This window comes from Nocardia testacea NBRC 100365 (assembly GCF_000308775.1).
Classification (GTDB): Bacteria; Actinomycetota; Actinomycetes; order Mycobacteriales; family Mycobacteriaceae; genus Nocardia; species Nocardia testacea.
In genome coordinates, this window is the sequence record NZ_BAGJ01000131.1 from 1 (window position 1) to 24290 (window position 24290).

The 24290-nt window shown below is 65.6% G+C and carries 25 protein-coding genes; 8 read left to right on the top strand and 17 right to left on the bottom strand.

Features of this window, described 5'->3' with window-relative positions:
• Window positions 1-151: 151 nt before the first annotated feature.
• Genes ON38_RS18210 through ON38_RS18220 form a run of 3 tightly spaced genes read right to left on the bottom strand, consistent with a single transcriptional unit; the run spans window position 152 to window position 3316 of the window.
• Window positions 152-1711, bottom strand: a complete 1560-nt coding sequence (locus tag ON38_RS18210; protein WP_051164932.1) for a tripartite tricarboxylate transporter permease — start codon at window positions 1709-1711, stop codon at window positions 152-154.
• A gap of 1 nt (window position 1712) precedes the next feature.
• Window positions 1713-2342 (bottom strand): tripartite tricarboxylate transporter TctB family protein, encoded by a 630-nt coding sequence (locus ON38_RS18215; protein ID WP_083872780.1) that lies wholly within the window; start codon window positions 2340-2342, stop codon window positions 1713-1715.
• Window positions 2339-3316 carry a Bug family tripartite tricarboxylate transporter substrate binding protein gene (locus ON38_RS18220; RefSeq protein ID WP_039826043.1) on the bottom strand — a complete coding sequence of 326 codons (978 nt, stop codon included), beginning with the start codon at window positions 3314-3316 and terminating at the stop codon, window positions 2339-2341. The genes ON38_RS18215 and ON38_RS18220 overlap by 4 nt, the downstream gene beginning before the upstream one ends.
• 177 nt (window positions 3317-3493) lie before the next feature.
• Between ON38_RS18220 and ON38_RS18225 the strand changes: the two genes are divergently transcribed.
• The 4 genes from ON38_RS18225 to ON38_RS18240 all read left to right on the top strand — a co-directional run bounded on the left by ON38_RS18225 (window position 3494) and on the right by ON38_RS18240 (window position 8371).
• The gene (locus tag ON38_RS18225; RefSeq protein ID WP_039826044.1) at window positions 3494-5071 is read left to right on the top strand and encodes a sensor histidine kinase; all 1578 of its coding nucleotides are present in this window, start codon (window positions 3494-3496) and stop codon (window positions 5069-5071) included.
• Entirely contained in the window at window positions 5068-5739 is a 672-nt protein-coding gene (locus ON38_RS18230) for a response regulator (RefSeq protein ID WP_039826045.1), read from the top strand. Before ON38_RS18225 ends, ON38_RS18230 begins: the two co-directional genes overlap by 4 nt.
• 219 nt (window positions 5740-5958) lie before the next feature.
• Window positions 5959-6780 (top strand): mycofactocin-coupled SDR family oxidoreductase, encoded by an 822-nt coding sequence (locus tag ON38_RS18235; protein WP_039826046.1) that lies wholly within the window; start codon window positions 5959-5961, stop codon window positions 6778-6780.
• Window positions 6781-7294: 514 nt separating this feature from the next.
• On the top strand, window positions 7295-8371 hold the full coding sequence (locus ON38_RS18240; RefSeq protein ID WP_157181806.1) for a hypothetical protein: 1077 nt from the start codon (window positions 7295-7297) through the stop codon (window positions 8369-8371).
• 277 nt (window positions 8372-8648) lie between these two features.
• Here the strand turns inward: ON38_RS18240 and ON38_RS18245 are convergent, their stop codons facing one another.
• Both ON38_RS18245 and ON38_RS18250 read right to left on the bottom strand, forming a co-directional pair.
• Window positions 8649-8843 carry a DUF397 domain-containing protein gene (locus ON38_RS18245; RefSeq protein WP_039826048.1) on the bottom strand — a complete coding sequence of 65 codons (195 nt, stop codon included), beginning with the start codon at window positions 8841-8843 and terminating at the stop codon, window positions 8649-8651.
• Window positions 8843-9718 carry a helix-turn-helix domain-containing protein gene (locus ON38_RS18250; protein WP_039826050.1) on the bottom strand — a complete coding sequence of 292 codons (876 nt, stop codon included), beginning with the start codon at window positions 9716-9718 and terminating at the stop codon, window positions 8843-8845. The genes ON38_RS18245 and ON38_RS18250 overlap by 1 nt, the downstream gene beginning before the upstream one ends.
• Window positions 9719-9873: 155 nt before the next feature.
• Here ON38_RS18250 and ON38_RS18255 point away from each other — a divergent pair, with 155 nt between their 5' ends.
• Together ON38_RS18255 and ON38_RS18260 are read left to right on the top strand one after the other, a co-directional pair.
• Window positions 9874-10179 carry a hypothetical protein gene (locus tag ON38_RS18255; protein WP_039826051.1) on the top strand — a complete coding sequence of 102 codons (306 nt, stop codon included), beginning with the start codon at window positions 9874-9876 and terminating at the stop codon, window positions 10177-10179.
• Window positions 10176-10754, top strand: coding sequence for a hypothetical protein (locus ON38_RS18260; protein WP_039826052.1), 579 nt, complete (start codon window positions 10176-10178; stop codon window positions 10752-10754). The genes ON38_RS18255 and ON38_RS18260 overlap by 4 nt, the downstream gene beginning before the upstream one ends.
• A 95-nt stretch (window positions 10755-10849) precedes the next feature.
• Here the strand turns inward: ON38_RS18260 and ON38_RS18265 are convergent, their stop codons facing one another.
• The 4 genes from ON38_RS18265 to ON38_RS34990 form a co-directional block, all read right to left on the bottom strand.
• Window positions 10850-11623: an ESX secretion-associated protein EspG gene (locus ON38_RS18265; RefSeq protein ID WP_039826053.1), complete on the bottom strand. Its 774-nt coding sequence runs from the start codon at window positions 11621-11623 to the stop codon at window positions 10850-10852.
• 126 nt (window positions 11624-11749) lie between these two features.
• Window positions 11750-12895, bottom strand: a complete 1146-nt coding sequence (locus ON38_RS18270) for a hypothetical protein (protein WP_245564096.1) — start codon at window positions 12893-12895, stop codon at window positions 11750-11752.
• Window positions 12892-13365 (bottom strand): hypothetical protein, encoded by a 474-nt coding sequence (locus ON38_RS18275; protein ID WP_039826056.1) that lies wholly within the window; start codon window positions 13363-13365, stop codon window positions 12892-12894. The genes ON38_RS18270 and ON38_RS18275 overlap by 4 nt, the downstream gene beginning before the upstream one ends.
• A 42-nt stretch (window positions 13366-13407) precedes the next feature.
• Window positions 13408-13974, bottom strand: a complete 567-nt coding sequence (locus tag ON38_RS34990; protein WP_083872781.1) for a DUF3558 domain-containing protein — start codon at window positions 13972-13974, stop codon at window positions 13408-13410.
• A 317-nt stretch (window positions 13975-14291) separates the two neighbouring features.
• Between ON38_RS34990 and ON38_RS18280 the strand changes: the two genes are divergently transcribed.
• On the top strand, window positions 14292-15275 hold the full coding sequence (locus ON38_RS18280; RefSeq protein ID WP_218000795.1) for a hypothetical protein: 984 nt from the start codon (window positions 14292-14294) through the stop codon (window positions 15273-15275).
• A gap of 240 nt (window positions 15276-15515) precedes the next feature.
• On the opposite strand, the gene mgtE is transcribed toward ON38_RS18280, so the two are convergent.
• The 4 genes from mgtE to ON38_RS18300 all read right to left on the bottom strand — a co-directional run bounded on the left by mgtE (window position 15516) and on the right by ON38_RS18300 (window position 19179).
• Window positions 15516-16880, bottom strand: coding sequence for a magnesium transporter (gene mgtE, locus ON38_RS18285; RefSeq protein WP_039826057.1), 1365 nt, complete (start codon window positions 16878-16880; stop codon window positions 15516-15518).
• Between the two features lie 299 nt (window positions 16881-17179).
• Window positions 17180-17779 carry a hypothetical protein gene (locus tag ON38_RS18290; RefSeq protein ID WP_039826059.1) on the bottom strand — a complete coding sequence of 200 codons (600 nt, stop codon included), beginning with the start codon at window positions 17777-17779 and terminating at the stop codon, window positions 17180-17182.
• On the bottom strand, window positions 17776-18570 hold the full coding sequence (locus ON38_RS18295) for a MerR family transcriptional regulator (RefSeq protein ID WP_039826060.1): 795 nt from the start codon (window positions 18568-18570) through the stop codon (window positions 17776-17778). Before ON38_RS18295 ends, ON38_RS18290 begins: the two co-directional genes overlap by 4 nt.
• A 114-nt stretch (window positions 18571-18684) precedes the next feature.
• Window positions 18685-19179, bottom strand: a complete 495-nt coding sequence (locus ON38_RS18300) for a hypothetical protein (protein WP_039826061.1) — start codon at window positions 19177-19179, stop codon at window positions 18685-18687.
• A gap of 542 nt (window positions 19180-19721) precedes the next feature.
• Here ON38_RS18300 and ON38_RS18305 point away from each other — a divergent pair.
• Window positions 19722-20717, top strand: coding sequence for an LLM class F420-dependent oxidoreductase (locus tag ON38_RS18305; protein WP_039826062.1), 996 nt, complete (start codon window positions 19722-19724; stop codon window positions 20715-20717).
• Window positions 20718-20793: 76 nt separating this feature from the next.
• Here the strand turns inward: ON38_RS18305 and ON38_RS18310 are convergent, their stop codons facing one another.
• The 4 genes from ON38_RS18310 to nrdI form a co-directional block, all read right to left on the bottom strand.
• The gene (locus ON38_RS18310; protein WP_039826063.1) at window positions 20794-21213 is read right to left on the bottom strand and encodes a type II toxin-antitoxin system VapC family toxin; all 420 of its coding nucleotides are present in this window, start codon (window positions 21211-21213) and stop codon (window positions 20794-20796) included.
• Window positions 21206-21460: a type II toxin-antitoxin system Phd/YefM family antitoxin gene (locus ON38_RS18315; protein ID WP_039826065.1), complete on the bottom strand. Its 255-nt coding sequence runs from the start codon at window positions 21458-21460 to the stop codon at window positions 21206-21208. Before ON38_RS18315 ends, ON38_RS18310 begins: the two co-directional genes overlap by 8 nt.
• Window positions 21461-21590: 130 nt before the next feature.
• Entirely contained in the window at window positions 21591-23750 is a 2160-nt protein-coding gene (nrdE, locus tag ON38_RS18320) for a class 1b ribonucleoside-diphosphate reductase subunit alpha (RefSeq protein ID WP_039826066.1), read from the bottom strand.
• Window positions 23747-24196 (bottom strand): class Ib ribonucleoside-diphosphate reductase assembly flavoprotein NrdI, encoded by a 450-nt coding sequence (gene nrdI / locus ON38_RS18325; RefSeq protein ID WP_039826067.1) that lies wholly within the window; start codon window positions 24194-24196, stop codon window positions 23747-23749. Before nrdI ends, nrdE begins: the two co-directional genes overlap by 4 nt.
• Window positions 24197-24290: the final 94 nt, after the last annotated feature.

Consider the following 24290-nt stretch of genomic DNA (forward strand, 5'->3'; position numbering starts at 1 on the left):
CAGCACCGTCACCGACGTCTGCTGTGAATCCTCGGCACGCGCTTCGGTCCGGCAAGATCCCGACACGGATTCGCCGGGGCGCCCCCTCATTGCGGCGCCCCGGCGGATCCCCGACCGGCACGGGTGTGTGCCTGGACGTGGACCGATACGGTTACCCGTCCACAGCCACCGATTCCCTCTCCGAAGATTTCCCGCCCCCGCTCGTGCCTTCGCCGGAATCGCGTCGGTCGCGAACGAAGCGGATCGTCTTCGCAATCAGCGGCCACAGCAGAATCGTCGCGATCACGGCGTACACGGCCACCGAGAACCAGGTATTCACCAGTCCGCCGAGGTCGCCGTCGCTGATCTGCAGTGCCCGCCGCAGCTGCTGTTCCGCATTCGGTCCGAGGATCACCCCGATGATCGCGGGCAGCAGCGGCAGCCCGAATCGCCGCATGATGAAACCGATGATGCCGATCACGAGCAGCAGCACCAGATCGGCCACATCACCGCTTACCGCGTACGCGCCGACCGAGGCGAAGAACAGAATGCCCGCGTAGAGGTATGGGCGCGGAATCTGCAGCAGCTTGGCCCACACCGGCGCCAACGGCAGATTCAGCACAAGCAGCAGCGTCGTTCCGATGAACAGGCTGGCAATGAGGGTCCACACCAGTTCCGATTCCCGCTGGAACAACAGCGGCCCCGGCTGGATGCCGTATTGCTGGAAGGCCGCGAGCATGACGGCCGCGACCGCCGTCGTCGGCAGGCCCAGCGTGAGCATCGTGGTCATCGTGCCTGCGGCCGACGCGCTTGCGGTGGACTCCGGTCCGGCGACACCCTCGATGGCGCCCTTCCCGAATTCGGCACGGTGTGCGGACAACCGCTTCTCGGTCGTATACGACAGGAACGTCGGAATCTCCGCGCCGCCCGCCGGAACCGAACCGAAAGGGAACCCGATGAGTGGTCCGCGTAGCCACGGTTTCCACGATCGCGCTATATCGTCCTTGCTCAGCCAGGCCCTGCCGACCGGAATGGGCGTTGCGGGACGGTGCCGCAGATGGGCGGCGACCCACAGTGCCTCGCCGACCGCGAACAGGCCGACCGCCACCACGACCGCGTCGACGCCATCGGCCAGGTGGAGTGAGCCGAAGGTCAGTCGCTGCTGTCCGGTAATCGGATCGAGTCCGACCAGGCCGAGCATCAAACCGATACCGAGCGAGGCGAATCCGCGCACTCGCGAGCTGCCCAGCACAGAGGTGACCGCGATGAACGCCAGCAGCATAACGGCGAAATAGTCCGGCGCACCGATGTTCACCGCGAGATCGGCGACCATGGGTGCCAGCAGTACCAACAGCGTCGTACCCGCGATACCGCCGATGAAGTGGCCGACCGCCGCGGCAGCCAGCGCCTGCGCGCCGCGACCCTTCTTCGCCATCGGATGGCCCTCGATCGCGGTGACCACTGCCGCGGTCTCGCCGGGTGTGTTCAGCAGAATCGATGTGGTCGAACCGCCGAACATGCCGCCGTAATAGATTCCGGCGAACATGATGAACGCGCCGGTCGGCTCCACGCTGTAGGTGATCGGCAGCAACAGTGCCACCGCCATCGCCGGTCCGATACCGGGCAGCACCCCGATGGCGGTGCCGAGCAGCACACCGATCGCCGCGAGCAAGAGATGGGTAGGGGTCAGCGCGGCACCGAATCCATCGACCAGGTTGGCAAAGCTGTCCATCTCAGATCACCCCGTCCAGCGGGCCACCGGGCAGCGGCACATCGAGGAGCCGTACGAAGACCACATAGGTGACCAGCGCAAGCGAAACAGCGACCAACGGGTCACGCAGCCAATGCCTGCTCCCGAGCGCGAATGCCACACCCCAGAACAGCAGCGCGCCCGACACCGGGAAGCCGACGACCTCGATCAGTGCGATATTGGCGACGAACACCCCGACGAGCAGCAGGACGGTCCGCCATTCGGGCGGCATGGCGAGGTCGATGTCCTCGCCCCCTTCCGGCTCGCCCCGGCCGCCGCGCAGCACGTCGACGGCAAGCACGGCGGCGACCACCAGCAGCAGCGTAGCGACAGCCAGCGGAACCGCCTTGGGCCCGACCGGGCCGCGCTGGGTGAAGTCGGCCGTCATCGTCAGCGCATCGATCATCACCAGTGCGCCCGAGCCGGCCAGCAGCGCCGCTACCCCCAGTTCGGAATGGTCCCGCAACCAGCCGGCGATGGACCGGACGGCGCCGTCGCCGTGCCGCTGAGCGGCGATGCCGGAGTCGCTGTCCTCCGATCCACCGGGTGTGCCGCTTGCCGGCTCGCCGAGGCCGACCCCCGGATCGCTGAGCTCGGGTCCGCTGCCGCTCACGCCAGTCCCAGTTCGTTCAGCACCGACTCCACCTGGTCGGTCTGCTGCTGGATGAAGCCCCCGAACTCGTCCCCGGGGAGAAACGCGTCGTCCCAGCCGTTCTTCGCCACAGCATCCTTCCACTGCGCCGAGTCGTGCATTCTCGTGTAGACGGCGACGAGGGCCTGGCGATCGCTGTCGCTGATGCCGGGCGGCGCGACCACACCGCGCCAGTTCGTGAATTCGACGTCGATGCCCGCCTCCTTCAGGGTCGGCGCGTCCACACCGTCGATCCGCCGCGGACCGGTCACGGCGAGCACCCGCAGCTCACCGGCCTGGATCTGGTCGAGGTACTCTCCTACGCCCGAGACGCCGAAGCCGAGCTTGTTGCCCAGGATGGATGCGAGCAGCTCGCCACCGCCGTCGAATGGCACGAAGTTGACCTGCCGCGGTTGGATCCCGATCGCCTTGGCCATCAGCATCGGCGCCAGATGGTCGGGTCCGCCCGGCGAGGAACCGCCGCCGACCGGGACCGAGCCCGGGTCTGCTTTCCAGTCCGCCATGAGCTGCGCGATATCGGTGTACTCGGAGTTCTTCGCGACCACGATGATGTCCGGTTCCTCGACCAGCCGGGCGATGGGTGTGGTCTCGGTCAGTGTGGACGGGGACTTGTTGGTGTAGACGCTGCCCACCACTCCGAGGCCCATCTGCATCACCAACTTGCCGTTGCCGTTCTCGCCGACCAACCGGCCGAGCCCGACCGTGCCTCCCGCGCCCGGCAGGTTGAACACCTCGACCGACCTGGCGATATTCGCGTCTTCCATGGCCTTGGCCGAAGTGCGGGCGGTGATGTCGTACCCGCCGCCCGGGGAATTCGGCACCATGATCCGCAGGCCGGTGATCTTGTCGGCGGACCCGCCCGTATCGGTGCATGCCGTCATGGACACGGCCGCCAGCACACCGACGATGGCCGTAAGCAATTTCGGGGTTCGCATTGTCGATCCTCATCTCTACATCGAGCTGGCCGAAATTGTGAGCCCGGTCTCTGTTCTATGTCAGCCTTGCGTGCGCAACGATCCTTCTGTTCGTAGTGTTCACAGCGAAGCCGGGCATGAACCGGCACGATCGGGGTCACACTGACCAGGGGCGATCGACCAGGAGGTACCGGAACTGTGGGCAAGAAGGGCTCGCTGGCACGTCGGCTGCTGGCCCTACAGCTGCTGATCGTGCTCGTCCTGCTCGCAGCGGTAGCCGCGGTCGTGGTCGCACAAGCGAGCGAGACGTTCCGGGCCACCGAATCGCGGCGGATGCTCGGGATTGCCGAAGATGTCGCGGCCAATCCGAGCCTGCGTGTGCTGCTCGCCGATCCGAAGCAACATCTGCGGCTCGCGCCGTTTGCCACATCCGCGCAGGTAGCCTCCGGCGCGGACGTGGTGGTGATCGCGCGGGCCGACGGGAAGGTGCTCACCTCACAGCATCCCGACGAGATCGGTGAGCCGCTGCGGCCGGCCGATTCGCCGGTGACCGAGGGCCGGGCCTGGGTGGGCGAGCTGGACGGTTCGGTCGTGGCGTACGCCCCGGTGATCGCCCAGGACACCCATCGACCCATCGGCACCGTCGCCGCGCGCAAACAGCGACCCGCGGTCTGGCAGATACTCACCGATTCGTTCCCTGGACTGCTCGGCCTACTCGGCATCGCGAGCGCACTCGGGATCGTCGGGTCGCTGTCGGTCGCCTGGTGGGTGAAGCGGCAGACCTTCGGCCTGGAGCCGGCCGAGATCACCGGGTTGGTCGAACACCGGGAAGCGATGCTGCACGGCATCCACGAGGGCGTGGTGGGGTTGGACCAGCAGCAGCGGATCACGCTGGTCAACGATCAGGCCAGGGCGCTGCTCTCCTTGCCGGCGACGGCGGTCGGGCGCCCCGTCTACGAGCTCGGACTCAATGAGCGTGTGCTCGACGTGTTCACCGGCAAGGCCGCCGGCACCGACCTCATCGGCCTGCGCCGGGGCAGGGTGCTGGTGATGAACCGGACCCCGATCAGACGCGAGCAGCGCACCCTCGGCGCCGTCGTCACCTTGCGCGACCGCACCGAACTGGTCCGGCTGCAAGATCAATTGACCGAGCACCGCAACACCACCGACACCCTGCGTGCACAAGCGCACGAGTTCAGCAATCGGCTGCACACCATCGCCGGGCTGATCGAACTCGGCGAGTACGACGAGGTCCGCCGATTCGTCAGCCGGGTGAGCGCCAGCCGCGATCAATGGCACGCCGAGGTGACCGGGCGGATCGGCGATCCCGCCGTCGCGGCGCTGCTGATCGCCAAGGCCAGCCTCGCCGCGGAACAGGGTGTCGGACTACGTATGTCGAAGACGAGCGAGCTGCGCGAGGTGGACGAGGCGCTGTCCGCGGATATCGTCACGGTGCTCGGCAATCTGGTGGACAACGCGCTGGATGCCCTGCGGGGTCCGAGTACGGGGTGGATCGAGGTCGACCTGCGGCAGGGCGATACCGAGGTGCATGTGGTGGTCCGCGACTCGGGCCCCGGCATCGCGCCGGACATCGCGCGGGAGGTGTTCCGGCACGGCTTCACCACGAAGGCCGCCGAAGAAGGCGGGCAGCGCGGTCTCGGACTGGCCATCACCAGGCAGGCGTGTGTCCGGCGGGGCGGTTCGGTCTCGGTGCACAACGCGGAGGGCGCCGTCTTCACCGCGACGCTACCGATCGTGGCGACGGTGCGGCCGTGATCCGGGTGCTGGTCGTCGACGACGACTTCATGATCGCCCGGGTGCACTCCGGATATGTCGCCAAGACACCGGGTTTCACCGTCGTGGGTGTAGCGCATACCGGCTCGGACGCGCTGCGCATGATCGGTGAACTTCGCCCCGACCTCGTCCTGCTCGATATCTATCTGCCCGATATCGATGGCCTGACCGTACTACGTGGTATCCGGGAGTCGGCCGAAGCGACCGATGTCGTGGTGATCAGCGCCGCCGACGATGTGAACACCATCCGCGCCGCCGTGCGCGGTGGCGTGCTGCACTACTTGATCAAGCCGTTCACCTACAGCGCGCTCTACGATCAACTGCGCCATTTCGCCGCGCTGCACGCCAAGCTCGGGGTGCTGTCGCGGGCCGCGCAGTCGGATGTGGACGAAGTCTTCGGCAGCCGTCCGCGCGGGTCGGCCACGATGCCAAAGGGATTGACCGCGCAAACCACGGAACTGGTGCAACAGGTATTACGGGCGGCCGATCCCGATCTGTCGGCGCAGGAGTGCGCCGAGGCGACCGCACTCTCACGGGTGAGCGCCCGCCGATACCTCGAGCATTTCGTGGACACCGAGCGTGCACAGGTGCGGTTGCGTTATGGCGGCACCGGCCGCCCAGAGCGCCGATACCGGTGGGTCGGCGACTGAACGGCACCGGCAGCAAGGTTCGGGTGACATCGTCCGTCGCGGCCCCACGCCCACCGTGCACAACCCGAAGCGGCCGAGAAGACCCTCGGGTATCCGGGAGATCAGCTCGGTCACCAGGCGATATCGGAAGCGCTGGACATGATCGCGGCGGCCCGAACCGGCACATGACGCATACCGGGAGTGTGAGGATGGGTGCGACGAACCGACGCGGGAGGAAGTATGGGGAAGCTGGACGGAAAAGTCGCTGTCATCACCGGCGGCGCGCGAGGACAGGGCCGATCACATGCCGTGACCCTGGCCGCGGCGGGTGCCGATATCGTGCTGTGCGATATCGCCGCACCCATCGCGAGTGTGCCCTACGCGCTGGGTTCGGAAGACGACCTCGCCGAGACGGTGAAACTGGTCGGCGACATCGGTCGCCACTGTATCCCGGTCACCGCCGACGTCCGTGACCAGGAACAGCTCTACGCCGTCGCCGACCGCGCCATCGACGAATTCGGCCGTATCGACATCCTCCTGGCCAACGCGGGCATCGCCTCCAACGCCCTGATCGCCGAAATGCCCGAACAGACCTGGCAGGACATGATCGACGTCAATCTGACCGGCGTCTACCACAGCTTCCGCGCCGTCGTCCCGCATATGATCGAGCGCGGCTCGGGCCGCATCGTCGCCACTGCCTCCATCGTCGCCCGCATGGGCGGCCGCAGGTCCGGCCACTACGCCGCCGCGAAATGGGGTGTGGTCGGCCTGGTGAAATCACTGGCCGAGGAGGTCGCCGAACACGGCATCACCGTGAACGCGGTCCTCCCCTCGGGCGTACAAACCGACATGATCATGAATCCCGCCACCTACCGCGAACTGATGCCCGACCACGAGAATCCGACCCGCCAGGACGCGATGGCCATGTTCGAGGCCGGGGGCGGGCTGATCCAGCCGGAAGAGGTCTCGGAATTGATCCTGCTACTGGTCTCGGACTCCGGCGGCCGCTACAACGGCGAGGCACTGACGATCTCCGGCGGTCTGAGCACCCGCACTGTCTGACCGAACCTTCAGTACCCCTACTTCCCGATTCGGATAGCTGTGCGGAAGCGCACTCAGCGTCCGGTCGAGCCCACCGCTGCGCATGACCTGGACGGACGCCGGACACGGTCGCGAGAATCACGAAGATCAGCGCGCCGGGCATCACGGTCAGGCCCGAGGAGGTCGTGGCCCGGATCTGTGCGCCGGTGCCTACCTGAAAAAATCGAATTATCACAGGTCGGAGCGCTCTTTCGCCAATCCTGAGGTTGAATTCCCGGTCCCGCATGAATGGGCGAGGCCAGAGCTGAGGGAGACGTTGATTGTCGGTCCTGGCTCGCGAGTTGAAGTCGGCCTGGAGGCAGCAGACGCGTTCGCCGTCGCAGCATTCCCAGCAGTGGCGAACTTCTGGCTATTGATCGACCTATTCTGCTTGGCAGTCGTCGGATCGTGGTCCCGAAGGGGGCGAGCGCCTGATCCGTTGTGAGAACTACATGCGGGACAAGTGATGACGCGATTCGTACATTTTGTGGGCAGCTTGCCTGCCCCATTGGTAACCGAGGACAGTGCCGTGCTGGAATGGTTCGTCCAGCGCAGCCGAGGCCACCGGCTCACCGGTGTACCGCGGGATATGGATCCCCGCTGGGTCGTGGAGTATCTGCGCGATCGGGAGAAACACGGCGACGTCTTCGAATTGGTGCGCAGTGGTGACTTCGCCGACTACGCCGATATGCGCGTCTATGGTATCCGCCGGGGTGCCACACTCGAACCACAGCATGTGGCGATGGACCGCATCGACCGTATCGGCGCGGCCGCCGCCGCCTTCCGGGCCCTGCGGGATCGACACCCCGAACTCGCCGATACACGATTGCAGATCAGTCAACCGAATCCACTGGACCTGGCGTTGTTCGTGTTCGGCGGCGCGGCGGTGGCCGATGGACTTCCGCTCGGGCGTGCACTGCGCCACCTTCGGACGGTGACCCCGGCCCTACGCAACCTACCGGTTTTCGTCGAGGCCTCGCTGGCCGAAATGGCCCAGGTACTGGCCGATCACGGCGATCTGATCACCTGGCAGGTGGAATCGCCGATCGCTCAGCTCGCGGCGGTGAAGGCGGCGCGATTCGGTGCCCAGGCTCCGGTCGGTCGTCTGGTCGCGCGACAGCTGGCCGATTTCCTCGCGCGGGCGCACGATATCGGTGCACAGACCCTCCTGCACCTTTGCTACGGCGATTACCAGCACAAAGAGCTTCTCGCTCCCCGTAGTCTCGCCCCGGCGGTAAATCTGTTGAACGCCGTCGCACGAAACCTGCGTGCTCGCGCGGTGCCGTTACCACCCGCACACATACCCTGTGCTTACGGTGCTCACCCTGCTCCGGTGGACCCGGCGTTCTACCGGCCGCTGCGCCGGCTGGACCCGGACTGGCGCGTCATCGCCGGGGTCGTGTCGTCGGCGGGAGCACAAGACAGTATCCGGAGCCTGGCCTTGTTCGAAGCAGCCTCGGGACGGACCGCGTACGGTGTGGCGACGGCATGCGGTCTCGGTCGGTGCACCGTTGAGGAGGCCGAGCGGGCCGCCGCGGCCACCGTGGCGACCGCCCAGGGCGCACCGAACTAGGTTCGCTCCTTCATGACTCGGGCGGATGGCCTCGGTCTGGGCCGGAGGGTGGCTGTTTCGCTGTTCGGATAGCGTGAGCTGCCCGAACAGCGGGTGGGCTGACGGGTTCCATATCCACGTCGGTACGGACGATCACGGCCGTGCTGGAAGGTGCCCGTCCTCCGGGGCTGAGGTGAAGTCGCTCGCGGTCGATTCGATGTCTACTGCAAGAATGTCCGATAGGTTGTCTGAGCTGGTCAAATGCGCACACAGTTCATGTTCGGGAGAATCGGCGTAATCATTTTCGGTCCCCACGCATCCGGCCGATGAAGGCATCCCAGTCCGCTGGTGTGAAGTCCAGTGCGGGGCCGGCCGGATTCTTGGAATCCCGCACGCCTACCCGCCCCGAGCCCAGCCACGCGACTTCGACACAGTCGCCGCCACCCCCGCTGTAAGACGACTTGAACCACTGCATACCCGATAACTCGCCCATCACTGGTCGTATCTCCTTGCGATTCTTCGTATTCGATCCCGCGAGGTCACCTCATCGAGCGCCGCGAACCGAAGTGTTTCGTACAGTGAGCGAAAGCGCGTCACATCATCGGCGTCCTCGAAGGTCATAGATCCGATTGCGCCCTCCGAGTGGACCACAGTCGGCTCGTTATCCGGGAAGTCGAGCACGATGAAAGGCTGCACTACATCACCGGTCGGTAGCCCGGCAGCGAAGGGCAGCACCCGAAGAGCGATGTTGTCGTGTGTGCTCGTATCGGCGATTACCCGGCACTGATCCGCCATGATCCGCTTCGAACCAACCACCGTGTGCAGCGCATTCTCGTGCAGCAAGTACTCCATCCGAGCTTTCGAGCGGCGCTGCACGAGCCGTCGCTGGCGCTGCATCCGCATTTCTACCCGGCTGTCGATCTGCTGCTCGGGGTCGTCCGGCGCGTAGGCGCGGTAGATCGCTCTGGCATAGTCGGCCGTTTGAAGAAGGCCGGGAATCACAAGCGGTTGGAAGAACCGGAAATCGGTGGCATACGCCTCCAGCTCGAGATAGGAACTGAATCCCTCGTGCATAAAATGCCGATAGTTCTGCCACCAGACCTTGGTGTTCGATTCCGCCGCGATGGTCATCAGATACTGGGTGCGATCTTCCGGCAGATCGAAATAGCGGCAGAGGTATTCGACTTCCCGGACCTTGATCCGCTCATACTGCCCCAGTTCGATCCGGCTCAATGTCGCCCGGCTGAACTCGGTCTCCCGGGCCACCTGTTCCAGCGTCGAACCGCGTGCGTGGCGCGCATCGCGCAACGCTCTCCCCAGTTGCCGCCGCGGCAGTGTGGTGCCGCTGAGATCCGCCTTGCTCGGCATCGTGCCTCCCCTGTTTCTCAACGAATCGCCCGGCGTTTCTCAGTTCGAGAACAATCGTAGGCAGGTACCGGGAAACGTGCTGCGACTTCCGATCGATCCCGTGACGGCCTCCCGCCGACCCACGCCGAGTCTGTGACCTGCAGCAACATAGCCGCATGCCCGAGAGATACGGAAGTCGTTGTCGCAAAGACGCTTTCCCGGCCCCCGCCGACGCCACCGGCACACCCGCGCCGACGCGCCACACCGAATGCGAAGGCCGGCTGGCGGCCTGGCGACTCGATGGCGGGGCGATCCGGATCTTGGAGGTGCGCGATACTTCGGGTGTGGGCGTGCCCCTGCCCGACCGCACCTGCACCGACCTCGCGGATATGCGCGAGCGGTTCCCCGAATACGCCCGTCTGTGGGATGCGATCCGCCACGAGTTCTGGGCGCATACCGTCGCGCGGGGATTGCTCGGATGACCGCAATCCGCTACCCCGACGACGAGTCGGTCGCTGAGATCACCGCGCATTTCCTGCCGGTCGTACCCGACGAGTCGCTGCCCGTACTGTTCGGATTCCGCTTCGACGGCGAAACGATCCACGCCGAATGCGCCGAGGTCGATCCGAGCCGGGGCGTCACGGATCCGAATCCGATCCATGCGGCGGCCGCCCGGGTGCGCGCCGTCCTCGGCCCCGGCATGTTCGGACTCGGTTTCGTCTTCCTCGTTTTCGCCGATCAACTGGAATCCCGCGGCACCGCCCGGCATATCCCGGCACCCGTCCGTACCGCCGCGGCGCGGCTGCCCGCCGGATCGGATGTCCTCGCGGCCGCCACCATCGATGCCACCGGTCGTCAGTGGTGGGCGGTCCGCCCCCACCACTGCGGCGCCGACCCGATACTCCTGCGGCTCCCCGCCGTCGCGCCGCGGGATTGGTGCCTACCCGAATCCATCGACGCGTTCCTGTGGACGGCCGCGTTGGCTCTCGACGACGCCAACCATCCGCATCTACTGAGGCTTCGGATCACGAACCCGCGCGAACGGGCCGGACTGTGAGTGGTCCCCGTGTCCGCCTGCGGCGCCCCCGGATCGGGAGGGCAATCGTCGGCACTCGACGGCAGGCCGGCCCGCTATGCCCCCGAAGCCGGCGCTCACCAGGCGTCGGCGCGCTCCTCTGCCAACCGGCGCCAGGCCAGATCCAGCCAACTGCCGAAATGGCGGGTCAACTCGGCCGGGGTGGCCGGGCGCACGGTGACATGAGTGCCGCGCTGTTCGGTGTAGCGGCCGTCGCCGGTGATGTCGTGCCATTCCAGCGACCGGAGCGGGTCGGCATTCGCGTCGAATCGCCCCATCCGCAACACCGCGCAACCGCCACCGTCGGCCTGTCTCCGGACCAGCCGCCGATACCGCTCCCGGGCGCGGGTGCGCTGCGGATTCTCGAACTGCTCCGGCCGGGAATCCACATCGTCAGGATGGAAGGTTTCGGGTCCCGCCGTCCCGGGCGCACACCCGGGCAACGCGGCCACCAGCCGGGCCGCCAGCTGCTCCGGCCGCAACAGTCGCACCTGGATCGACCCGAAGTCGTCGGCATTACCGGCCTGACTCATCGTCACCGCATGACTCTCGTTGCGCGCGCCCACGATCCGGTAGTTGCGCATATCGCCACGTCCGGTGCTGCGTTTGTGCGCGACCGTGCCACCGAAGATCGCGATATGCATTTTCGAGGTGCCCAGCGTATCCAGGGCCACCTGAATAGTGGCGCGTTCCTCCCGCGTATACCGCTCCCGCACCGCGAGGCGATGCGCCCGGGCTTCGTCGTTGAAAGCGAAACGGCTGGTGTAGCGCAGTGGGCTGGGGAACCGGTCGTAGGCGTCGCTGTACCACAGCGCCGCGAAATCGTCCGGCTCCCACGTCCACTCGGACATCGATCATTCCCCTTGTCGTATGCGATACAGCAGTTTCGGCAGGACAGAAGTATTCGGGTGGTTCCGCTGTGGAGCGGAACCACCCAGGGTCCGGCCGTTCACCGGACACGGCGAAAACCGGAGTGGTTATTCGGGGTTGGAGCCGATCACTCCGCCGGGGATGGTCCGCGGCGTCTCGCCCAGCAGCTCGTCGGTGTTCTCCTGGTTGATCAGGTAATCGGGTGTCGAACGGTTGGATTCCTCGTCCTTGCCGCCACCACGCCCCCCGGCCCCGGCGCCCATCGGCATACCTGTCATACCACGGTTTCCGGATGCGGTGGACGCGGCGGTGGTGGCACCGGCCGGTGTGCCCTGAGTCGTGTTCGGGGCGCCGGAAACAGTCCGTCCCGGTGCCTGGGTTTCGGGAGAACCTGTGGGGGTTCCCGGCGAACCCGGGCTCGTGGTCAGGCCGGACGGAGTGGTGCTCGCCGGGACCGTGGGTGTGGTGGAAGTCGGCAGGTCCGTACCCGCCGGCACAGTGGTGGTTTCACCGGGATCGGCGGTGGTCGGCTGACTCGTCTGCTCGTCGCCGGGAGTCTCGGGTTGGCTCTGGGGCTCCTCCTCCGACTCGCCGGGAGTCTCACCGGTGGGGGTTTCACCAGGTGCGGTCGCCGTAGGGCCGCCGGTATCCGAGGTGGTGGGGTTCGACGTACCGGGATACCCGCCGGGCGGGGGTGCGGGGATATCGGTGGTGCTGGTCGGGCCGACAGGAACCGGGATCACCGGGACCTTGGTGTCGAGCTGACCGAACGGGGTGACGTAGTGGGTGGTCATGGCCACCCGAGCCTCCTGGGTCCGCCGCGAGATCTCGTCGTCGTGGACCAACGGGTTCCACCAACTATCGAAGATCCCGTCGGTGTCCATCGGCTCGCCGATGCTGTTTTTGGTGTTGACAATGGCCTCGGCCGCACTACGAACACCAGCAGACAATGCCTCCAGAGCGGGGGTCACGGGGCGGGCGTAATTATCGATGTAGTCCTGAATGGCCTGTTTGGACTGATCAGCGGCCGGCCCAGACCAGGCTTGGGCCAGCGAGGCCTGCATGGAACGGATGAAAGTCTCTACACCCTGTTCCCACAGCTGACGTATCTGCCAGTACTTATCAGCCTGGTCCACTGCGTCCTTTACGAGCAGTGGATTGAATGCATTCTTGATCTTGGGATGCTCCCAGCTATCCGGGTTCTCCCCACCATTCTGAATAGTCGGATTCTCGTAGTCCGGCATGTTACTCATCTGGTGCTTCCATCGGGAAGTATGTACGGGCCGGAGGTCGGCGCGGCCAGAGCTCGCTGGGGAAGCGTGGCCTCGAGCGAATGGTAGGCGGCAGCCCATTCACTGTCCGCCTGCATCATCCGATCACGCATGATCCGATATACGTCTTGGATGTCCTGAACTATCCGGACGTGCTGATCCATGATCTCGTAAACACCGTTGCCGTCGGGCGCACCCTGCGCCTTCACCTTATAGCGACCGACCATGGCACGAGCGGAACTAAGATCGTCGTCGGCCTCACCCAGCCCCCAGTGGTCCTGGCGAGATATTTCACCTGCGATACGCTTAATTTGCTCGATCACCCCTAGAAACAGGCTACAGTCGCGATCCAAGTTGATGAACTCTTCCGGAGCCATCCGGACAGTAATCTGTCCCTCATTCGCCGCATTGATCATGTTGGTCATCGGCCGCGGCGCTGCTTCATCACTCATACTGCCATCCCTCCCATAGCAACAATCTGGATACCAACTGGATCACGCTCCTACCGGGATAGTAGGTGCAACTTTCTCGGCCAGCGTCCGCGCAAGGTCACAAGTATTGAGATGGCCGGTCTTGCGATTCGAAGACGAATTCGTCAATCCGAACTCCAGACTGCCCCCGGTCATCTCCACATTGACATAGCAGGATTCTTCCGCATGAGCCTCCAACTGTCGCGTGGAGAGCGCCCGGCGACTACCGATCGTGAATTCCGTTGCCTCAGGGAAGTTTTTACCTCGCACCATGTCCAGCGTGACGTTCGTCGTCACGATGCTGGCAGCGTAACCGTCGGTCTGCACCCACATGCATCCTTGGCGCTTTACCCCGCTCGACAAATCAGAACTATCTGGGATCTTCTGCTCGAGCCCCTCAGAATCGAGGACGCTTTGCGGGATGTCAGTACATGGGTCGAACCCTGCCGGAACATTGGCTGCGAGACTTGGCGACTCTGAAGTCTCAGTGGGAGTCGCACTGTCTGTCGACGATTCACACCCTGTCAGCGTCAGCACCGCCCCGCACACCAGCGCAACAATCAACCGCCCCCGACCCGCTGTGGCCACCATGCCTCATCCTCCACCGCCGATGACACCACTGGTCCGGTATGGGGAGGACCGGCGTCTCCGCCCCCTGCTGCCGGCTCGTCCAGACGTTACCGGCGCTAAAAACTCGACGCAACCGCCCAGTTCCCTCACCTGCACGCATAGTCGCTACGCCAGCGAATTCGCCACCCTGCTCACCAACCCACGGCGGTTGCCGAACCAAATCCCCTGAACACCTGCGGAAACTCGTTTCCCTCGAACGCTTTTCGCTCGTAGCAGGGCCGCGTACCTGCGGTGTGGCATACGTCGAATGCCCCACCCGCCGGGCCTACAGTACCGGCTTGGCACCGTCCGACGGTTCTCGCGAGAATGCCGGGGTGACCCATGCCGATCTGACCGCCGCCCGGTGGCGGGAACTGTCCGATGAATCGGCGACGCGGGTTGCGCGTGCCATAGCCCGCGAGAACAACGCGGAGCTTATCGGTGTCCACCGCCACGAGTACGCGGGTCGGCACCAGCGTATTGCCTTGTTCGCCCGGGCCGGTACGCGGTTCTCGCTGGTCCCGGGAGGTCGGGTGCGACTCGGCTACGACGGGGGCCGGTTCGTCCCGTCGCCACACCAGGCGGCCGATTTCGCCGAGAGCGCCGAGGAGTACGGCCTGCCGGTGATCACAGCTTTCGTCGACACCATGACCTCCCCGGAGCGGATGGTGGACCTTCCCGCGATGCTCGTCGGGGTGGAGGCGCTGGATCCATGCCTGGTGAGTGTGCCGGCCGATGATCCGCGGGTCCTCGAGTTGATCGCGGAATCCGGTGCTCGGCCCGGCGCCACAATTATGCTGTCGGGCGCGGACGGAGGTCTGAAGGTCGAGTTCGACGAGCTGGGGCAGGTGCGTCACGCCCAAGTGGTCGAACAGGTTTCCTACGAGCAGGCGTTGCACGCGACGGCCGCGCTGGGAGTGCGGGCGAGCACCCCGGACGAATGGGAGTATGCCTGCGGCGCCGGAGCCTCCACCCTGTTCCGCTGGGGTGACGACAGCTTGGACGGCGGCTATCCGTTCGATCATTCGGCAGGGCCACACCGGGAGGCGAACCTGTGGGGTCTCATGATCGGCCAAGATCCGTACCGGCACGAGTTCACCACCGAGCGAGCCGTCGTCTGTGGTGGTGACGGGGGCAGCGCCACGTGCGGCGGCACCGGGTTCTTCCTGGGGTGGCTCACACTGGCGACCGCTTACCGTGACAAAGATTTCGGGGCATGGCTCGACTCCGAGGACCGGTACGTCACCGAATTGCTCATCCGGCCGGTCGCCGAGTTGGTTTGAGGGCTTCGCACGTTCGTTGAATCCCGCAGCGCGGTGTCCCGAGAGTATTTGGTGATGATGGCCCCCTTGCGAGTGCAGCGATTACAACGCTTATTCACCGCGGATTCTGCGGCGAATAGGCCTTCGATTCTCCGCATGAGCCTTGTCCGCGCCGCCGCCGAACAAGCACCCCCGAATCATCACTCCCATGGCACAGGCCGGGCCGCACCCAGCGCCGAACTCGACCCGGCGCAGCCCCGCTCAGAGCCCCAGAACCAGTTTCGCGGTGGTGAAGTAGATGATCAGCCCGGTCGCGTCGACCAGCGTCGTGACCATGGGCGCCGACACCACCGCCGGGTCGATGCGCAGCCGCTTGGCCAGCAGCGGCATGGTGCCGCCGATGGTGGCGGCCCAGGCACAGATGAGCACCAGGGTGACCCCGACTACCACCGCGACCCGGGGGCCGACGAACAACCCGCCGATGATCACACCGACCACAGCGAGCATGGTCCCGAGAACCAACCCCACCCGACACTCACGCCAGATGACCTTGAACAGGTCGCCGCCGCGCACCTCACCGACCGCGACCGCGCGCACACAGGCCGTGGCGGCCTGAGCGCCGGCGTTGCCGCCCGCGCCGATGAGCAGCGGAATGAACAGCGCCAGTTGCGCGGCCTGTTCGAGGGTGGCTTCGAAGAATCCGGTCACGCTGACCGTCAGTGTGGCCGCCACCAGCAGCAGCATCAGCCACAGAGCGCGGTAGCGGGCGAGCTGGAACACCCCGGCCGCCATGTAGTGCCCTTCCCAGGGCGCCGAACCGGCCTGTTTGGCGACGTCCTCGCTGTCGGCGGCCTCGATGACCTCGACGGCGTCGTCGATGGTGAGCAGCCCGACCAGCCGATCCTCGCTGTCGACCACGGGCAGGTTGATGTCGTTGGTCTCGCGCATGAGGCGCGCGGCCTTCTCCGCCGAATCGGTGGCGCGGACGAACGCGGGTTCGGTGACGACGAGGTCGGCGACCATGGTGTCGGGGCCGGTGAGGACGAGCTCGCGCAGCTCCACGATGCCCTGGAGGCGGCGGCCGGCGTCGACCACGGGGAGGGTGTAGACCGTTTCGGCGTTACCGCCCTTGAGCCGGACCGTGCGCAGGGCGTCGGCGACGGTGAGGGTGCCGGGAATCGCGACGACCTCGGGCGACATGTACCGGCCGACCGAGCCCTCGGGGTAGCCGAGCAGTGCGGCGGTCATCCGGCGTTCGCGGGGGCTCAGCCCGGCGAGGGCTTTCTTCGCCACCTTGGCCGGCGCTTCGCGCAGCATGCGGGCGCGGTCGTCGGGTGCCATGCCCTCGACGAGTTCGCGGAAACTCTGGTCGCGTAGACCCTGCAGGATCTGCTGCTGATCGACGGGCTCGAGTTCCTCGAACACCGCGAGCGCCAGGTCCTTGTCCAGCAATCGGAACGCGACACCGGCCTCGACGGCGTTCATCCGCGCGAGTTCGTCGGCGATGACGTGCGGCGGGTGATTGTCCAGCCAGTGCAGCGCGGCATCGACGCGGTGGCTCTCGACCACGTCCTGGAGGGATTCCGACAGCGTCGTCGGCACTTCGATGAGATCGATCTGCGACATGAGAAGTCCTCGGCACAGCAGTGAGTTGCGAGTGATTTCGAAGGAAAGTCACACCGCGAGGCGCCGAGCCGGGCCGCTCCGCCGACAGTTACTGCAAGCGGAAACGCGGGCGGACGACGCCGCGCGGCCTTCGACTGGGAGGTTCGCTGCGCATTGCAACACCACCTCCTCTTAGGTCGCCGCTACGCGCGTGGGTGCACGCCCGATCCGGATAACTGTCTGTGAATGCGAACGCATTCTTGATCAGAATACATCCTGACCACGGGAAGTCCGCATCGAAAGGTTCGTCACACGGCGTTTCACACTCCCGGGCGTGTCCGAATGCCCCGAAGTTGCTCGGGATGATCGAGAAACAGGCTGATCCGCGTCACCGCGGCGGCGATCCGGCCGCTGGGCAGCGGTGACCGCACCCGGACATCGACCGGTTCGTGGAGCGTCACATCGACAGTGGTGCCGTCCGGGCCGGCGAGGAACAGGCGGCCGCTGTCGAGCGCGGTCCCGGTGTGGTTGTAGCGGCGATGTTCGGTGACGGCCGCGATCCGGTCGAACGCGATGACCGCGATCTCACGGCCGCCGCGGCGCAGCACCAGCGCCCGATCGGTGGCGTAGTGCGGATAGGCGATATCCGCGACGAACACCGCGAACAGCAGCAGCAACGACCAGAGCGACAGCACGCCCAGCGAAATACTCAGCCACGCCCACGGGATCAGAATGTGGAGCACCGCCATCTCCAGCAGGGTCGCCGCCAGGAAGGCCAGTGGCAGCGCCAGCACGCCTCGGGTGCCGGGCAACGGCTGCCGCTCCCGGCCGTCGCAATCGGTTCGGCGACGCAACCACAACCAGACCCCGTGGTAGGCCCGGCGCTGGTGCCGCGGCAATCCGGTCGCTCGCCGGGTCATGGTCGATCGTCCGCGCCGGTGAGCAGTTCGATCGTCCGCAGTACTGCCCGGCGCTGGGCCGGGTCGGGCACGAGTACCGCGGGCGAGAGATCGAGCCCGGTCGCGTCGCTCGCAGCGGTGGAAGCGGTCAGTGATTCGAAATCGGCAGCGCGCAGCCCGGCGGCGAGCTCGTGTGCCACCCGTTCGATCAGTTCCCCGGACTGTTCCACGGCCCGGCCGCTCAACTGCTCCCAGCCGCGCAGCATCCGCCGATAGTTCTCCCGGGCCGAGGTATCGGAGAACGCGCTCGCGAACCACGTGAACATCTCGTCCGGGGTGTCACCGGAGATGGCGATGATCTCCAGCAGATCGCGCTCCCGGTCGAGGGCGGCGCGTTCCGGCTCGTCGGCCTGCTCACGGGCGATGTCGAGCGCATCGGCGAGCTCCGGGGGTAACGCGGTGAGCGTCCGGCCCGCGTCGACGGCGGCCAGCATCCGGCCGAGGCCCTCCTTCTTGCGGACGAGCTGCGTCACCCGATGGGAGATCTCATCGTGTAGGGCCGCCAGGTCGGCGCGGAGGTCACCGGTATCCGATTCCCCGTGCTCGGTTTCGAACACGGCGGCCACCGCACCCAGCGGCAACCCGTTGTCGGCGAGCCAGCGGATACGCATGAGCCGCGCCAGCTCCGCCAGTCCGTAGTCGCGGAAGCCGTTGCCGGGACGGATAGGTTCGGGAAGCAGGCCCAGTCGGTGATAGTGGCGGATAGCGCGGGGAGTCGTTCCGGCGGCCGTGGCTATTTCGCTGATCCTCATGGCACCAGCTTCCGGTGTGACGCTACGTCGTAGTCAAGCACCGGAAATGAGGACCGGACGCACCCTCCGCGCGATTTCCCCGCGTGAACGATGCGGCGCCGACCGGCGCGGCAATCACAGGAGGATCGCGTCCTCGACTTCCGGCCAGGTCCGGGTGTGCCGGACCCACTCCGGGACCGGTCCGGGTTGTACACCGAAGAGGTACAGATGCGGCACCAGGCCGCGTAGCGCCTGGTGGACCTCGAGGCGGTCGTCGATCATATGGGTGACGCCGAGCTCCGCGCAGTGCACCGCCTTGTCGGCGCGTTTACGGCAGAACCGGACATTGCCGCGCGCGATACCCGTCCGCCGGTAGAAATCCTGGTGGTCGAGCCATCGCGTGGTGCGTTCCTGCACGCGCGGCCCGCATTTGGAGATCACCCAGGCCCGGCCGCCGAACCGGTCCACCAGCCGGGGCAGCACCTCGAAGGCATGGTCACTGGGCGGGGTCCGCATCGCTTCTTCCGCGCCGCCCGAGAGGAAGACGGTATCGCCGGCACCGTCGGGGAGGGCGGCCCCCTGGATCACCCGGCCGAAGTCCACACCCAGTGTCGGTTGTTCTTTGTTCATATGGCACCCAGTGTGACCGGTACACACTCGCCCCGGCGAACGATTTTCCCGCCGGTGGCTCCATGGTGTATTCCGCCGACCGGCCTCGGGCACCCAGCGGGCACGACAGATCCGCCCGGAGATCCGATTGCGATGAGCCGAGGCCCGCGATACCGCGACCGGCGAGGTCGAGTAGCCGCTACGACCTGGTGTTCGGCTCGAACTCCGACCTGCGCGCGGTGGCCGAGGTGTACAGGGCGCGACCCGACCGGCAGCTGTGGCAGCACGCCGGGTTGTCACAGCGGTTCCTCGGGCCATTGTGCGGGCCGATCCGGCGAACCGAGCCGACCATCGGGCGCAGCCCCGGGTGGTTGTCCGAGGCATACGACCCGCGCCATGCCTGGGTCCGGAACAGCCGGGCGAACACTCCGATCGGCACGGTGACATCGCCCGCAATTGGGCGCGGGCAGCGTACAACCGTTGCCCGCCCGGCGGGATCTCGACAGAGTGGAAGTGGAGAGATCTCGCAGCGGCCCCCGGGCCCGACATCTGAGGAGAGTGCTGTGCGCTTCGGAATCTTCATCCCGCAGGGGTGGCGTCTCGACCTGGTAGGTCTCGATCCCGCCACCCACTGGGAGGTGATGCGGGGTCTGGCGGCCCACGCCGATGCGAACCCGGTGTGGGAGTCGCTGTGGGTGTACGACCATTTCCACACCGTCCCGGAGCCCAGCGAGGAAGCCACCCACGAGGCCTGGGCCCTCATGTCCGCCTTCGCCGCCACCACCACCCGGGTGCGACTGGGCCAGATGTGTACCGCGATCAGCTACCGCAACCCGGCCTATCTGGCCAAGGTCGCGGCGACGGTGGACCTCATCTCCGGCGGCCGCACCGAGATGGGTATCGGCGGCGGCTGGTACGAACACGAGTGGCGTGCCTACGGATACGGTTTCCCCACCGCCGGCGAACGCCTCGGCCGGCTCGACGAAGGGGTCCAGATCTTCCGTCAGGCCTGGCAGACCGGTACCGCCACCCTCGACGGCCGCTACTACCAGGTGGACGGCGCGATCGTGCGCCCGCTACCCGCCCAGGAGGGCGGCCTGCCGCTGTGGATCGCGGGCGGCGGCGAGAAGAAAACCCTGCGTATCGCCGCGAAGTACGCGAACTACACGAACTTCGCCGGGAACAGCCCCGACGAGTTCACCCACAAATCGGAGATCCTGCGCGCGCACTGCGCCGATGTCGGCACCGATTTCGATGCCATCGTGCGCAGCGCCAACTTCAATGTCGCCATCGGCGCCACCGAGGCCGAGGTCGAACAGCGCAAGTCCGAGCACGCCGCCCGGATCACCCCGGTCCTGGGCGCGGAGAAGGCCCGCGCCTACGTCGACAACCTGAACAACGGCAGCGCGGCGGTCGGCACCCCGGAGCAGATCGTGGAGAAACTGTCCGCCGTCCGCGATCGCGGGCTGAGCTACGCCATCTTCAACTTCCCCGAAGCGGCCTACGACACCAGCGGTATCGAACTCTTCGAACGGGAAGTACTCCCGGCGCTGTCCTGATTCCGGACAGTGGGGTTCCCGGTGCACCGATAGGCGGCGGCCGCACCGGGAAGCTGCGCCCCGCCGGCCCCGCACTTCAGAGCGCGACCACCGTCAGCAACGGCTCCAGACCTTTGAAATCATCCACATTGCGGGTGAACAACGGCAGATCATTCGCCGAAGCGATTGCAGCGATCATCAAATCCATTCTGCGCGGTTTGGGGCTTCGGCCCGCCGCGGTAACCAGTTTTGCCATCGAGGTGAACCGTCGTGCTGCGGTGGGAGAGAACGGCAGCGCATCGAAGGCGTGCTCGATCTCCAGAAGTCGTTCGGTACGGAGCGCGAGCGTTTTCGGATCCCATGCAAGAGCTACACCCAAGCCCAGTTCCGCGAGCGTTACCGCGCAGATTTTCGGCTGAATCGGAAGATCCGCGTCCTCGATAGCCGCCAAGTCGATGAGCACACAGGTGTCCAACAGACCGACTGGATAGCGGAACTTCGGGCCGAGTTCAGTCATCCAGTCGGTCTTCCCCGAAGGCGGCGTCGATTTCCGCGCGCTCGTCCACAGCGTTCGCAGTGTCCGCGAATCTGGCGAGTCGACGTTTCAGTTCAGCAGTGGTCAGACTGTGCCGGGGAGTGATAGGACGCAACTCCCCGACAGGCCGCCCGTTGCGGGTGATGACGAAATCCTCACCCGCTTCCAACGCGTCCATCACACCCGCGCTGCCGTTGCGTAACTCGGCTTGGCTGATCGTCCTGGTCATACTTCCAGCATAGCGACCGGTGCTATCCGATGCTATCGCTTCTCGCCGGAGACGAAAACCGGCGCCATATGCCCGCCACAACAGGGACACATGGACGCCGGCAACCGCGATGGAAATACTGTTCGGGCCTTCAGAGCATGCAGCTCACGCAGCCCTCGACCTCGGTGCCCTCCAGCGCCATCTGCCGCAGGCGGATGTAGTAGAGGGTTTTGATGCCCTTGCGCCAGGCGTAGATCTGGGCCTTGTTCAGGTCGCGGGTGGTGGCGGTGTCCTTGAAGAAGAGGGTCAGCGACAGGCCCTGGTCCACGTGCTGGGTGGCCGCGGCGTAGGTATCGATGATCTTCTCGTAGCCGATCTCGTACGCGTCCTGGTAGTAGTCCAGGTTCTCGTTGGTCATGTACGGGGCCGGGTAGTAGACGCGTCCGATCTTGCCTTCCTTGCGGATCTCGATCTTCGACGCCACCGGATGGATGGAGCTGGTGGAGTGGTTGATGTAGGAGATCGACCCGGTCGGCGGGACGGCCTGCAGGTTCTGGTTGTAGAGGCCGTGTTCCACGACCGCGGCCTTCAGCTCCCGCCAGTCGTCCTGGGTGGGGATGTGGATACCGGCGTCGGCGAACAACCGCGCAACCCGTTCGGTCTTCGGTTCCCACACCTGGTCGGTGTACTTGTCGAAGTACTCACCCGAGGCGTACTTCGATTCGGGGAAGCCGCCGAAGTACGTACCACGTTCCCGCGCAAGCGTGTTCGAGGCCCGCAGGGCGTGATAGACCACGGTGTAGAAGTAGATGTTGGTGAAGTCGAGCCCCTCTTCGGACCCGTAGTGGATGTGCTCGCGCGCCAGGTAGCCGTGCAGGTTCATCTGGCCGAGGCCGATGGCGTGCGAAGAGTTGTTGCCCTGTTCGATCGAGGGCACCGAGTTGATATGGGTCTGGTCGGAGACGGCGGTGAGCGCCCGGATCGCCACCTCGATGGTGCGGGCGAAATCCGGGGAGTCCATGGCCTTGGCGATGTTCAGCGAACCCAGGTTGCAGGAGATGTCCTTGCCCACGTGGGAGTAGGTGAGGTCGTCGTTGTAGGTCGACGGGGTGGAGACCTGCAGGATCTCCGAGCAGAGGTTCGAATGGGTGATCTTGCCGGCGATCGGGTTGGCCCGGTTCACCGTATCCTCGAACATGATGTAGGGGTAGCCGGATTCGAACTGCAACTCGGCGATGGTCTGGAAGAACTCGCGCGCCTTGATCTTGGACTTGCGGATCCGCTTGTCGTCGACCATCTCGTAGTACTTCTCGGTGACGTCGATATCGGCGAACGGCTTGCCGTAGATCCGTTCCACGTCGTACGGCGAGAACAGGTACATGTCCTCGTTCTTCTTGGCCAGTTCGAAGGTGATATCAGGGATTACCACGCCCAGCGACAGCGTTTTGATGCGGATCTTCTCGTCCGCGTTCTCCCGCTTGGTGTCGAGGAAACGATAGATATCGGGATGGTGGGCGTGCAGATACACCGCGCCCGCGCCCTGCCGCGCACCGAGCTGGTTGGCGTAGGAGAAGGAATCCTCGAGCAGTTTCATGATCGGGATGACACCCGAGGACTGGTTCTCGATCTTCTTGATCGGGGCGCCGTGCTCACGGATATTGCTGAGCAGCAGCGCGACCCCGCCACCGCGCTTGGACAGCTGCAGCGCCGAGTTGATGGAGCGCCCGATGGACTCCATATTGTCCTCGATACGCAGCAGGAAGCAGGACACCGGCTCGCCGCGCTGCTTCTTGCCGGAATTGAGGAAGGTCGGGGTGGCCGGCTGGAAACGGCCGTCGATGATCTCCTCGACCAGCATGCCCGCGAGCACCTCGTCACCGGCGGCCAGTGTGAGCGCGACCATGCACACCCGGTCCTCGAAACGCTCCAGGTAGCGCTTCCCGTCGAAGGTCTTGAGGGTGTAGGAGGTGTAGTACTTGAACGCGCCGAGAAAGGTGGGGAACCGGAACTTCTTGGCGTAGGCCTGCTGGAACAGCTTCTTCACGAAGGCCCGGCTGTACTGGTCGAGTACCTCGGACTCGTAGTAGTTCTCCTCGACGAGGTAGTCGAGCTTCTCGTCCAGGTTGTGGAAGAAGACGGTGTTCTGATTGACGTGCTGCAGGAAGTACTGGTGCGCGGCCTCGCGATCCTTGTCGAACTGGATCTCGCCGTTCGGACCGTACAGGTTCAGCATCGCATTGAGGGCGTGGTAGTCCAGGACCTCACCGGGTTCGCCGGCACGCTGCGGGGGCTGCTCCAGGCGGGCGGTCATACCTGCTGGTGCTGTCGTTGTTGCTGCCAAAACAATCCCAATCCCTCACGGACGCGGGCGACGTCCTCGGCGGTTCCCATGAGTTCGAAGCGGTACAGGTAGGGCACCCCGCATTTACGCGAGATGACATCACCTGCGAAGCAGAAGGTGTCGCCGAAGTTCGTATTCCCCGCCGCGATGACCCCGCGTAACAGAGCGCGGTTGTGCGGATCGTTGAGGAACTTGGCGACCTGGCGCGGGACGAATTCCTTGTCGGAACGTGTCGAACCCAGGACGTGCCGACCGCCCCCGTAGGTGGGGACGATCAGCACGTAGGGTTCGTCGACCCGCAGCGAGTCGGTGGTGTGCAGGGGGATCCGGAGTGCCGGGATATCCAGCTTCTCGACGAATCGGTGGGTGTTCTCCGACGCGCTGGAGAAGTAGACCAGCGTATGCGATTCGAACATCTCACCTCCCCTGCTCCCCGACCCGGTCGGGCGCGATATCCGCTCGGACTGTGTCCATCGAGCCAGAGCGCGGGCCCTTCGCGGTTACGCTGCG